This is a genomic window from Ramlibacter cellulosilyticus (assembly GCF_014297465.1).
Taxonomy (GTDB): Bacteria; Pseudomonadota; Gammaproteobacteria; order Burkholderiales; family Burkholderiaceae_C; genus Ramlibacter; species Ramlibacter cellulosilyticus.
This window is the reverse complement of record NZ_JACORT010000017.1, coordinates 35,468-47,559: the sequence shown is the minus strand read 5'-3', so window position 1 is coordinate 47,559 and position 12,092 is coordinate 35,468. Positions and strand designations below refer to the sequence as shown.

The 12,092-nt window shown below is 68.4% G+C and carries 12 protein-coding genes; all 12 read right to left on the bottom strand.

What is annotated here, in order from left to right:
- Positions 1-97: 97 nt before the first annotated feature.
- Positions 98-934 (bottom strand): SDR family oxidoreductase, encoded by an 837-nt coding sequence (locus H8N03_RS25565; RefSeq protein WP_187079076.1) that lies wholly within the window; start codon positions 932-934, stop codon positions 98-100.
- Between the two features lie 108 nt (positions 935-1,042).
- Positions 1,043-1,807 carry an enoyl-CoA hydratase gene (locus H8N03_RS25560; RefSeq protein WP_187079075.1) on the bottom strand — a complete coding sequence of 255 codons (765 nt, stop codon included), beginning with the start codon at positions 1,805-1,807 and terminating at the stop codon, positions 1,043-1,045.
- A gap of 109 nt (positions 1,808-1,916) precedes the next feature.
- Positions 1,917-2,507, bottom strand: a complete 591-nt coding sequence (locus H8N03_RS25555) for a 2-hydroxychromene-2-carboxylate isomerase (RefSeq protein ID WP_187079074.1) — start codon at positions 2,505-2,507, stop codon at positions 1,917-1,919.
- A gap of 13 nt (positions 2,508-2,520) precedes the next feature.
- A complete protein-coding gene (locus tag H8N03_RS25550) occupies positions 2,521-3,258 on the bottom strand; it encodes an SDR family oxidoreductase (RefSeq protein WP_187079073.1) in 738 nt (245 codons plus the stop codon).
- 5 nt (positions 3,259-3,263) lie between these two features.
- Entirely contained in the window at positions 3,264-4,070 is an 807-nt protein-coding gene (locus H8N03_RS25545; protein ID WP_187079072.1) for an acyl-CoA thioesterase, read from the bottom strand.
- Positions 4,067-4,930 carry an alpha/beta hydrolase family protein gene (locus H8N03_RS25540; protein WP_187079071.1) on the bottom strand — a complete coding sequence of 288 codons (864 nt, stop codon included), beginning with the start codon at positions 4,928-4,930 and terminating at the stop codon, positions 4,067-4,069. Before H8N03_RS25540 ends, H8N03_RS25545 begins: the two co-directional genes overlap by 4 nt.
- 62 nt (positions 4,931-4,992) lie before the next feature.
- Complete coding sequence (locus H8N03_RS25535) at positions 4,993-6,201, bottom strand: acetyl-CoA C-acyltransferase (protein ID WP_187079070.1); 1,209 nt, start codon at positions 6,199-6,201, stop codon at positions 4,993-4,995.
- Positions 6,198-6,614, bottom strand: a complete 417-nt coding sequence (locus H8N03_RS25530; protein ID WP_187079069.1) for an endonuclease domain-containing protein — start codon at positions 6,612-6,614, stop codon at positions 6,198-6,200. The genes H8N03_RS25535 and H8N03_RS25530 overlap by 4 nt, the downstream gene beginning before the upstream one ends.
- A gap of 57 nt (positions 6,615-6,671) precedes the next feature.
- The gene (locus H8N03_RS25525; RefSeq protein WP_187079068.1) at positions 6,672-9,128 is read right to left on the bottom strand and encodes a 3-hydroxyacyl-CoA dehydrogenase/enoyl-CoA hydratase family protein; all 2,457 of its coding nucleotides are present in this window, start codon (positions 9,126-9,128) and stop codon (positions 6,672-6,674) included.
- Positions 9,129-9,143: 15 nt separating this feature from the next.
- Positions 9,144-9,575, bottom strand: coding sequence for a DUF2147 domain-containing protein (locus tag H8N03_RS25520; RefSeq protein ID WP_187079067.1), 432 nt, complete (start codon positions 9,573-9,575; stop codon positions 9,144-9,146).
- Entirely contained in the window at positions 9,572-11,368 is a 1,797-nt protein-coding gene (locus H8N03_RS25515) for an acyl-CoA dehydrogenase C-terminal domain-containing protein (protein WP_187079066.1), read from the bottom strand. Before H8N03_RS25515 ends, H8N03_RS25520 begins: the two co-directional genes overlap by 4 nt.
- Positions 11,369-11,372: 4 nt before the next feature.
- Positions 11,373-12,071: a TetR/AcrR family transcriptional regulator gene (locus tag H8N03_RS25510; RefSeq protein ID WP_187079065.1), complete on the bottom strand. Its 699-nt coding sequence runs from the start codon at positions 12,069-12,071 to the stop codon at positions 11,373-11,375.
- Positions 12,072-12,092 lie beyond the last annotated feature (21 nt).

The window sequence follows — 12,092 nt, the reverse complement described above, 5'->3', positions numbered from 1 at the left end:
CGGCTCTGCTTTTATGCGGCGCAGTTTACACAGCGTGCACCGATTTGGGGGCCCGCTGGCTCGGCTGTGTCCGGAAGCGGACACAAGCCGCGCGACGTCAGTCCACGAAGAAGTCGGGGATGAACTTTCGGTTGCCGGGCGTGACCGCATAACGGTCGAGGTCCACCTGCCCGTGCTCGGCGAGCAGCGCGTCGTCGATGTGGAAGTTGCCCGTGTTGCGCTCGTCCTTCGCGTCGGAGGTGAACACCAGGTACGCGGCGTCGGCGAGGATCTCCGGCGTGCGGCAGGCCTTCAGGTCGACGCCGGGAATCATCTGCAGCGCGGCCGTCGCGATGGCCGTGCGCGGCCAGAGGCTGTTGACCGCGATGCCGTACTTCCGGAACTCGCCCGCGTGCCCGAGCGTGCACATGCTCATGCCGTACTTGGCCATCGTGTACGCGGTGTGCGGCGCGAACCAGTGCGTCTTCATCGACAACGGCGGCGACATGTTGAGCACGTGCGCATTGCGCCCGGCCGCGGCCGACTTCTTCAGCTCCGGCAGGCAGGCCTGCGTGCACAGGTAGGTGCCGCGCGCGTTGATCCCGTTCATCAGGTCGTAGCGCTTCATGGGCGTGTGCTCGGTGTCCGTGAGGCTGATCGCGCTGGCGTTGTTGACCAGGATGTCGATGCCGCCGAAGGTGAGCACGGCCTGCTGCACGGCGGCGAGCACGGCCTCCTCGTCGCGGATGTCGACCTGCAGCGGCAAGGCCTGGCCGCCGGCGGCGCGAATCTCCTCCGCGGCGCTGTAGATGGTGCCGGGCAGCTTGGGATTGGGCTCCGCCGTCTTGGCCGCGACGACGACGTTGGCGCCGTCGGCGGCCGCACGCTTCGCGATCGCGAGGCCGATGCCGCGGGACGCGCCGGTGATGAAGAGGGTCTTTCCGCGCAGGTCCATGGCTCCTCCTGGATGCCTGCGGCCGGACCGTAGGCTGGTGGTGAACGAAGTGAACCCCAGCGATCGGCGAAGCGCAGCGAGCTGGGGTTCGCTGCGCTCACCGCCCGCCTACAACTTCGTGAAATCGGGCTTGCGCTTCTCCATGAAGGCCGTGAACGCCTCCTTCGCCGCCGGCGCCACCAGCATGCGGCGGAAGCTCTCGCCTTCGTCGGCCATCTGCTGCAGCACCTGCTGCTGCTGGCCCTTCTTCATCAGGCGCTTCGTTTCCACGAGCGACGAGAGCGGCTTGGCCGCGAGCTTCCTCGCCTGCGCGCTGGCATACCCGTTGGCCTCCGTCGGCGGCACGACGCGATTCACGAGTCCGACTTCGAGCGCCGCTTCCGCGAAGAAAGGCTCGCCCAGCATCAGCGCCTCGGCCGCGCGGTGGTAACCGAGCATCTGGGGCACGAGCAGGCTCGATGCGGCTTCCGGGCAGAGCCCCAGGTTCACGAACGGCAGCGAGAACGCCGCGTTGTCGCCGGCGTAGACCAGGTCGCAGTGGAACAGCATCGTGGTGCCGATGCCCACCGCCGGCCCGCACACGGCGGCGAGCAGCGGCTTCGGAAAGGTGGCGATGCCGTGCAGGAAGCGGAAGACGGGCGAGTCCTCGCCCGCGGGCGGCTTGTTCAGGAAGTCGTTGATGTCGTTGCCGGCGCTGAACACCGTCTCGTGGCCCTGCAGCACGACCACGCGCACGGACGCATCGTCCTTCGCGCTCGCGATGGCATCAGCGAGCGCGGCGTACATGTCCGAGGTGATGGAGTTCTTGCGCTCCAGCCGGTTCAGGGTGACGGTCATCACGCCGGCTTCGGCGTGGACGAGGACTTCGCTCATTGTTTCTCCATGGGTGGTTCCTTCCAGTGCCACCGCGGAACCGGCTTTGCCGGGCCGCTGGTGGCGCCCCCTTGAGGGGGAGGCGGCCGCAGGCCGCTTCGGGGGTGGGCTAACTCAGTGCTTCCTTGACGAAATCGAGGCGGTCCTGGCCCCAGAACATTTCCTGCCCGACGAAGAAGGTCGGCGCGCCGAACACGCCGCGCTGCACGGCCTCCTGCGTGGCGGCCTTGAGGTCGTCCTTCACCGCGGGGTCCGAGGCCAGCGCGAGCAGCTTCTCCGGGTCGAAGTCGGCCGCCTGCAGCGCGGCCGCCACCGTCCCCGGATCGTTCATGTTCCTGCCGTCCACCCAGATCGCCCGGTAGACCGCATCCACGAACGGAACCATGCGGTGGGGGTCGCGCAGCTGCAGCCCCAGCGCCATGCGCATGAGCGCGAGCGTGTTGATCGGGAAATGCGGACTGTGCGCGAAGGGCACGCCGTAGCGGCGGGCGAAGCGCTGCAGGTCGTCGACCATGTACTGGCCCTTGGCCGGCACCTCCATGGGCGAGCGGTTGCCCGTCGCCTGGAACACCCCGCCGAGGAGGAAGGGACGGTACTCCACCTCCGTGCCGGTTTCGCGCGCGATGCGGGGCACCTGTGTCCACGCCAGGTAGGCCGCGGGGCTGCCGACGTCGAAATAGAACTCGAGGGCGTGCTTCATGGAGCCTCCTTCGTCAGAATTTCTCGATCCACGGCCGCAGGTCCAGCTCGTGGGTCCAGGCGTCGCGCGGCTGCCGGTGCAGCATCCAGTAGTTCTCCGCGATGTGCGCGGGGTCGAGGATGCCGTCCTGCTCCTTCAGCGCATAGCGCTCGGGGAAGTTCTCGCGGATGAACTCGGTGTCGATGCCGCCGTCGATGACGACGTGCGCCACGTGGATGCCGCGCGGCCCGAGCTCGCGCGCCATGCTCTGCGCCAGCGCGCGCAGCGCCGCCTTGGCACCGGCGAAGGCAGCGAAGCCGGCGGAACCGCGCATGGAAGCCGTGGCGCCGGTGAACAGGATCGTGCCCTTGCCGCGCGGCGCCATGCAGCGCGCCGCCTTGCGCGCCGTGAGGAAGCCGGCGAAGCAGGCCATCTCCCAGATCTTGAAGTACTTGCGCGCGGTCTCTTCGAGGATGCCCGCCGGCACGTTGGCGCCGATGTTGAAGACGAACACCTCGACCGGGCCGATGCGGCCCTCGATGTCGTCGAAGAGCGCATTCACCTCGTCCTCGTTGCGCGCATCCGAGGCGAAGCCGTGCGCCTCGCCGCCGGCGGCGCGGATCTCGTCGACGAGGGGCTGCAGCTTGTCGAGGTTGCGGCGCGTGGCGCAGACCGCGTAGCCGCCCTGCGCGAAGCGCTTCGCGATCGCGCCGCCGGTGGCGTCTCCCGCGCCGACGACCACGGCGACGGGGCGCCCGGATGCTGCAGCCATGCCGCTCACTCCTTGTAATACATGACCTGGTGGGTGGTCGCCAGGAGGGAGCCGCTTTCGCTCCACAACTGGCCGCCGTGGTCGAAGTATCCGCTGCCGAAGCCTTGTCCGCGTGCCTGCGCGAGCAGGAAACCCTCGCCGGCCGCCGCCAGCTCGGCCGCGGTGGCATGGAAGTAGACCGTCATGGACACGGTGCCCAGGGGCGTCTGGCGCGCGCGGCGCAGCCAGATGCGCGGGAAGAACACGTCGCACAGTGCGGCAAGCGAAGCGAAGTCCAGCGGCCGCGGCGGGTCGTCGCGGACCCACAGGCGCGAGAGGCTTTCGGCGACGCCGCCGCCGTCCCAGTCGCGCGGGATCATGCCCAGCAGGAAGCGCATCTCGTAGCGTTCGAGCCAGGCCACGCCGCGGCGGGTGGTGCGCTTCACTTCCAGCGGCGGCGGCGCTTCCGGCTTGTGCGCTTCGTGGCCGCCCCAGGTGGGCCGGCGCACGGCGGTCAGCGCGGTGGCGGTCGCGACCACCTCGTCGCCCTGCACCATCTCCACGATCCAATGCTGGGTGGAGCGGTTGGTGCGGGCCGCGCGAGGGCGCAGCTCGAACGGTCCGTCCGCGACGGCCGCGGCGAAGTTGACGGTGAAGGCCACGGGATCGCCGAGCCGCTCCGGATGCTGCAACACCGCCTGCAGGCATTGCGCGGCCGTGATGCCGCCGTAGGGACCGATGAAGTTGGCGTAGGCGGGGCTGGTCTGGCCCGCGAACGCGCCGCCGCCGGCCGGCTGCAGCGCGATGGCCGCATCGAAGGGATGCGCGCTCATGCGGCTGCCGGGGTCGAGAGTTCGCGCAGTCTCTGCGCCATGCGCGGCCACAGCTTGCCTTCGTGCTCGCTGCGGAAGGAGCCGAAGTGGCCGATGCGGCGCACGGCGAGCTCCTCGGGCACGATGCGTTCGACGTGGCGCGGCGCGTTCTCGTAGAGGCTGACCAGGCTGTGCGTGCCTTGCAGCGTCATGAGTTCGTCGTCCGCGATGGACAAGGCCACCACCGGGAAACGTGCATTGGCATATGCGCGGCGCGCGAGCTCGCCCTCGGCCCCCACGCTGTAGCGCGGGTGGAGGCACCACTTGCGCCACTGCAGCACCACGCCCGCGGGCAGGTTGCCCACCATGCGCAGCTTGCGTCCGGGGAAGTAGCCGCACAGGCGCGTGGCGAGCGGCACGACGAGGAACCAGAAGGAGAGGACGTAGCGCTTCAGCTGCGGCGCGTTCTCGCGCCAATACCCGCTGCCCGCAGCGACGCTGAGGAGGCCGCTCACCTTGTCCTGGTTGGAAAGCAGGCCGGGCAGCTGCGCGCCGAGGCTGTGGCCCAGGAGGTGCAGCGGCGCGTCGGGCAGCGCCGCGTGCGCATGGTCGACCGCGGCTTCGTAGTCGAGCGTCCAGTCGAAGAGGTCCGCCTGGAACCCGCGCAGCTTGCGCGGCGCCGAGTCGCCGCTGCCGCGGTAGTCGAAGGTCGTGACCCGCCAGCCCTGCCCCGCGAGCCACTCGGCGAACGGTGCATAGAAATCCTGCCGCACGCCCATCGCGCCGCCGATGACGACGCTGCCCTGCACGAGGCCTTGCGGCTCGTACACGCGCGCGGCGATGGTCACGCCGTCCGCAACCGCCAGGGTGACTCGCTCCATGCTCGCTCCTCCGGTTCTTGCTCCCTCTCCCGCTGGCGGGAGAGGGTCGGGGTGAGGGTGACTCACACCCGCTCGAAGATCCCCGCCGCCCCCTGCCCCATCCCCACGCACATCGTCACCATCCCGTACTTCAGGTTCTTGCGACGCAGCGCGTGCACGACGGTCGCTGAACGGATCGCGCCGGTGGCGCCCAGCGGATGGCCGAGGGCGATGGCACCCCCCATCGGGTTCACCTTGTTCGCGTCGAGACCCAGCGTGTGGATCACGGCCAGCGATTGCGCCGCGAACGCCTCGTTCAGCTCGATCCAGTCGATTGCGTCCTGCTTCAGGCCGGCGGCCTTCAGCGCGGCGGGGATCGCCTCGATCGGGCCGATGCCCATGATGTGCGGCGGCACGCCGCGGCTGGCGTAGCTCACGAAGCGCGCGAGCGGCTGCAGGCCGAAGCGCTTGACCGCCGCTTCGCTCGCCAGGATCAGCGCGCCGGCGCCGTCGGAGGTCTGCGAGCTGTTGCCCGCCGTGACGCTGCCGCGCGCGGCGAACACCGGCTTGAGCTTGCCGAGCGTTTCGACCGTCGTGTCCGGACGCGCGCCTTCGTCGAGGTTCACCTTGCGGGTGGCGATCGCCACTTCCGCCGACTCCAGGTCGACGGTGCGTTCCGCGACTTCCACTTCCGTCATCTCGCCGGCGAATTCGCCGGCCTTCATCGCGGCGATGGCCTTCATGTGCGAGCGGTACGCGAACTCGTCCTGCGCATCGCGGCCCACCTTCCACTGCTTGGCCACCTTCTCGGCGGTCAGGCCCATGCCGTAGGCGATGCCGTAGCTCTCGATGTCGTCGGGGTTGGAGAAGATCGTGGGCGACAGCGAAGGCGTGTTGCCCATCATGGGCACCATGCTCATGCTCTCGGTGCCGGCGGCGATCATCACGTCGGCCTCGCCGACGCGGATGCGGTCCGCGGCCATCTGCACCGCCGCGAGGCCCGAGGCGCAGAAGCGGTTGACCGTGATGCCGCCGACGCTCTTGGGCAGGCCGGCGAGGACCGCGCCGATGCGCGCGACGTTCAGGCCTTGCGGCCCCTCGGGAATCGCGCAGCCGCAGACGATGTCTTCGATGGCCGCGGGGTCGAGGCTGGGAACCTGCGCGAGGGCGGAGCGCAGCACGGTCGCGAGCAGGTCGTCCGGCCGCGTATTGCGGAAGAAGCCGCGGTGGGAACGGCCGATGGGCGTCCGGGTGGCGGCGACGATGTAGGCGTCCTGGATTTGCTTGGTCATAGGTCGTCCTTCTGTTCTTGCTCCCTCCCCCCCTGGGGGAGGGCTGGGGTGGGGGCAGCGCCCGCCAACACCTTGATCTCTTCTTGAATCGCGACGCAGACACCTTCCAGGTTCGTCAGCGGCGCATTGCTGGGGAACCGCAGCACGGCAAAGCCCTGTTCGCGGAAGAAGCGGTCCCGGCGCGCGTCGTACTCGGCATCGCCTTCATGCTGCGAACCATCGAGCTCCACCACGAGCTTCGGCTCGAGACACGCGAAGTCCGCGATGAAGTTGCCGAACGGATGCTGGCGCCGGAATTTCACGCCCAGCCGCTCACCGCGCAGGCCGGACCAGAGCTTGCGCTCGGAATCCGTCATGCCGCTGCGCAAGATGCGTGCGTTGCGCTGCGCGGTGGGTGTGGACTGGTGTTGCATGCGTAGCGTGCGTGCCCCCTCCCCAACCCTCCCCCAGAGGGGGAGGGAGGAAGGCGGTCAATTCCGCACCGGCTTCCCCGTACTCAGCATCCCCAGGATCCGCTCCTGCGTCTTCGGGTGCTGCACCAGCGCGCAGAAGGCCTGGCGCTCCAGGGTCATCAGGTATTCCTCGGTCACGAGCGTGTTCGCGTCCACGTCGCCGCCCGTCACCACGTTCGCGATCAGCGTCGCGATGTGGAAGTCGTGCGCGCTCGCGAAGCCGCCGTCGCGCAGGTTCACCAGCTGGCCCATGATCGTCGCCTTCGCGCTGCGGCCCGCGACCGGGAACATGCGCTTGTGCGGGGCGCGGTAGCCGGCGTCGTACAGCGACCTGGCTTGCTGCAACGCGACATACAGCAGTTCGTCCTTGTTCGGGACGATCACGTCGCTCTCCAGCACGTAGCCCAGCTTGCGCGACTCCAGCGCACTGGTACCGACCTTCGCCATGGCGGCGGCGGTGAAGCCTTCCGTCAGGAACTTCAGCAGGTCCTTGTCCGTGCTCGCAGCCGCGTTTTCCGCCGCGCGGCGCGCGATGTACGTCAGGCCGCCGGCGCCCGGCACCAGGCCGACGCCCACTTCGACGAGGCCGATGTAGCTCTCCATCGCCACGACGCGCTTGGCCGAGTACAGCCCCAGCTCGCAGCCGCCGCCCAGCGCCAGCCCGCGGATCGCGGACACCACCGGAACGCCCGCATAGCGCAGCCGCAGCATCGTCTGCTGCATGAAGCCTTCGGCATCCTCGATGGCCGCCACGCCCACCGCGATGAACGCGGGCAGCGTGGACTCCAGGTCGGCGCCGGCGCTGAAGGGCTCGTCGCCCGACCAGACCACCAGGCCCTGGTACTCCTTCTCGGCGAGTTCCACCGCCTGCTGCAGACCTTCGCAGACCTCGGGGCTGATGGTGTGCATCTTGGTCTTGAGGCTGGCGATCAGCACTTGGTGGTCGAGCGTCCACAGGCGGATGTTCCTGTCCTCGTGCAGCGTCGTGCCTGCCGTCTCGAAACGCGCGCCGCCTTCGCCGCGCAGCAGCTCGGGGAACAGCTGCCGGTCATAGACCGGCAGCACGCGCCGCGGCTGGAACTTGCCCGTCGTGGGATTGAAGGAGCCCTGCTCCGTGTGCACGCCACCGGCGTCGGCGACCGGCCCTTCGAACACCCACTTCGGCAGTGGCGCCTTCGACAGCGCCTTGCCGGCAGCTATGTCTTCCTGGATCCACTGCGCCACCTGCAGCCAGCCCGCTTCCTGCCACAGCTCGAAGGGGCCCTGCTTCATGCCGAAGCCCCAGCGCATGGCCTGGTCGACGTCGCGCGCGGTCTCGGCGATGGTGGCCAGGTGCACCGCGGCGTAGTGGAAGGAATTGCGCAGGATGGACCAGAGGAACTGCCCCTGGGGTCCCGTCGCATTGCGCAGCAGCTTCAGGCGCTCGCCCGCAGGCTTCTTCAGCATGCGGCCGTACACCTCGTCGGCCTTCTGGCCGGCCGGCACGTAGCTTTCGCTTTCCAGCTCGAAGCGCAGGATGTCGCGCCCGGCCTTCCTGTAGAAGCCCGCCTTCGTCTTCTGGCCCAGGTTGCCCAGCGCCAGCAGCTTCTTCAGCACCTCCGGCGTGCCGAAGCTGCCGTAGAAGGGATCGGTGTCGGCCGACAGCGTGTCCTGCAGCGTCTTGATCACGTGCGCCATCGTGTCCAGGCCCACGACGTCCGCGGTACGGAACGTGCCGCTGGACGCGCGGCCGAGCTTCTTGCCGGTGAGGTCGTCGACGACGTCGAAGGTCAGGCCGAACTTCTCCACCTCGCGCATCGTCCCCAGCATGCCGGCGATGCCGACGCGGTTGGCGATGAAGTTGGGCGTGTCCTTGGCGCGCACGACGCCCTTGCCGAGCCCGGAGGTCACGAAGGTCTCGAGCTGGTCGAGGATCTCCGGGTTCGTCGTCGGCGTGGCGATCAGCTCCACCAGGTACATGTACCGCGGCGGGTTGAAGAAGTGGATGCCGCAGAAGCGCGGCTGGATCGCTTCCGGCAGCGCCTCCGACAGCTTCGTGATCGACAGGCCGGACGTGTTGGACGCCACGATCGCATGCTTTGCGACGTGCGGCGCGATCTTCTGGTACAGGTCCAGCTTCCAGTCCATGCGCTCGGCGATCGCCTCGATCACCAGGTCGCACTCGCCGAGCAGGCCCATGTGCTCCTCGTAGTTCGCCTGCTGGATCAGCGCGGCGTCCTCCGCCACGCCCAGCGGCGAAGGCTTGAGCTTCTTCAGGTTCTCGACGGCCTTGGTCACGATGCCGTTCTTCGGCCCTTCCTTCGCGGGAAGGTCGAACAGCACCACCGGCACCTTCACGTTGACGAGATGGGCCGCGATCTGCGCGCCCATCACGCCGGCGCCGAGCACCGCCACCTTCTTCACGAGGAAGCGGCCCGGGCCCGCCTTCGCGGCGGCGGCCTGCACGGCCGCGTGTTCGTCTTGGTCTTTGTTCATTGCGATTCCGATTGCTTACTGCACCCGCACCCAGGTCTGCGTGCGATAGAAGGGACCGAGGTAGCCGCGCACCTGCAGCTTCTGGCCGCCGTCCACCGGCGCGAGGCGCAGCGTGTATTCCTTGCCGTTCTCCGGGTCGAGGATCTTGCCGTGCTCCCACACGTCCTGGCCTTCGGCCTTCTTCGCGCCGCGGATGATCTCGAGGCCCGCGATGGGCTTGCCCTTGCGCTCGTCCCTGCACTCGTCGCACACGGCGTCGGGCTTCGTGTCCTTCTTCAGCGACTTCTCGATGCGGCCGGTGAGCACGCCGCCGCTCTCCGTAATGCGGATCTCGGCTTTCGCCTCCCCGGTCTTGTCGTCGATGCTGCGCCAGGTGCCCACGGGGGTCACCTGGGCGAACGCGCCGGCCGCGAAGGCGGCCGCGCCCAGGACGAGGAGGGCTTTCATGCCAGGGCCGCGTCGGTGTCGAGAAGGTTCGAGACGCCCGCGCGCGCCGTGCGCATCAGCGACGCCGTCTCGGGGAACAGGCGCGCGAAGTAGAAGCGCGCGGTCTGCAGCTTGGCCTGGTAGAACGGGTCGGTGTTGCCGGCCTCGATCTGCCTGATCGCCACCTGCGCCATGCGCGCCCACATGTAGCCGAACACCAGGTGGCCCAGCACGCGCAGGTAGTCCACCGCGGCGGCACCCACTTCGTCGGGGTTCTGGAAGCCCTTGAAACCGAGCTCGGTGGTGAACTTGGTCATCTGGTCGCCGAGGTAGGCGATGGGGTTGATGAACTCCGCCATCTTCTCGTTCACGCCTTCCTCTTCCACCAGCTGCGCGACGAGCTTGCCGAACTTCTTCAGCGTGGCGCCCTGGTTGCCCAGCACCTTGCGCCCCAGCAGGTCCAGCGACTGCACGGTGTTCGTGCCCTCGTAGATCATGTTGATGCGGTTGTCGCGCACGAACTGCTCCATGCCCCACTCGGCGATGTAGCCGTGGCCGCCGAAGACCTGCATGCAGGCGTTGGTGGCGATGTGGCCATTGTCGGTGAGGAAGGCCTTCACGATGGGCGTGAGCAGCGCGACGATTTCCTCGCTGTCCTTGCGCACCTTCGCGTCGGGATGGTGCAGCTCCTTGTCCAGCAGCAGCGTGCAGAAGATGGCGAGCGCGCGGCCGCCTTCGGCATAGGCCTTGGCCGTCAGCAGCATCTTGCGCACGTCGGGGTGCACGATGATCGGGTCGGCGGGCTTGTCCTTGGCCTTGGGGCCGGACAGCGAGCGCATCTGCAGGCGCTCCTTCGCGTAGGCCAGCGCGTTCTGGTACGCGACTTCCGTCAGGCCCAGCGACTGGTTGCCGACGCCCAGGCGCGCGGCGTTCATCATCACGAACATCGCGGGCAGGCCCTTGTTCGGCTCGCCCACCAGCGTGCCGACGGCGCCATCGAGCACCAGCTGCGCGGTGGCATTGCCGTGGATGCCCATCTTGTGCTCCAGGCCCCCGCAGTAGATGCCGTTGCGGGAACCCAGCGTGCCGTCCTTGTTGACGTTGTACTTCGGCACGAGGAACAGCGAGATGCCCTTGCTGCCCTGGGGCGCGTCCGGCAGGCGGGCCAGCACCAGGTGGATGATGTTCTCCGCCATGTCGTGCTCGCCGGCGGAGATGAAGATCTTGTTGCCGGTCAGCTTGTACGTGCCGTCCGCCTGCGGTTCGGCCTTGGTGCGCAGCAGGCCGAGGTCGGTGCCGCAGTGCGGCTCGGTCAGGCACATCGTGCCGGTCCACTCGCCGGACACCAGCTTGGGCAGGAAGGTCTTCTTCTGTTCTTCGGTGCCGTGCGCGTGCAGCGCTTCGTACGCGCCGTGCGACAGGCCGGGGTACATCGTCCACGCCTGGTTGGCGCTGTTCAGCATTTCGTAGAAGCACTGGTTCAGCACGAAGGGCAGGCCCTGGCCGCCGTACTCGGGGTCGCAGGAGAGCGCCGGCCAGCCGCCTTCGACGTACCTGGCGTACGCCTCCTTGAAGCCGTCGGGCGTCTTGACCTCGTGCGTTTCCTTGTCCAGCTTGCAGCCCTGCTCGTCGCCGATGCGGTTCAGGGGGAAGGTGACTTCCGCGGCGAACTTGCCGCCTTCTTCCAGCACCGCGTTGATCGTGTCCGCATCGACCTCGGCGTGCTTGGGGATGGCCTTGAGTTCGTCCACGGCGTTGAACACCTCGTGGATGACGAACTGCATGTCGCGCAGGGGCGGGTTGTAGACGGGCATGGGCTCAGGACTCCTTGTTGCTCTTCGCCGCGCGGGCGTTGCGGGACTTGGGGGACGAGGCTGCGGCGCCGTAGCGCTGCAGGATGTTTTCGAAACCCGCGTTGGCGCGGGCGATGGAACCGGGGTTCTTGAGGAAGCGCGCCTCGTAGTGCAGCGCGAGGATCAGGCCGTGGATCTCGAAGAGCATCTGCTCCTCGTCGGTCCCGGCGTCGAGGTGCGCTTCGGCCTTGGCCATGGCGATGGCGCGCTTCATGGCCTCGTGCCATGTCTGCACGGACCAGGCCAGCGCGTCGCGCACGGGGCCGGGGCGGTCGTCGAATTCGACGGCGCCGCTGATGTAGATGCAGCCGGAGTCGATCTCCACCGAGGTGCGCTTCATCCAGTTGGCGAACATCGCGCGCAGGCGCGGCAGGCCCCGCGGTTCGCTCAGGGAGGGATAGAACACCTCCTGCTCGAAGCGCTGGTGGTACTCGCGGACCACGGAGATCTGCAGCTCCTCGCGCGAGCCGAAGTGGGCGAAGACGCCCGACTTGCTCATGGACGTGACTTCGGCCAGGGCGCCGATGGACAGCCCCTCCAGCCCGATCTGTGTGGCCAGGCCGAGGGCCGCATCCACGATCGCCGCCTTGGTCTGCTGGCCTTTCTGCAAGGCCTTGCCCTCCCGCGCGCGGGCGGGCTTGAGGGGCAGGTCGGTGACGGACATTTCCTGGAAAATAAAACGAAC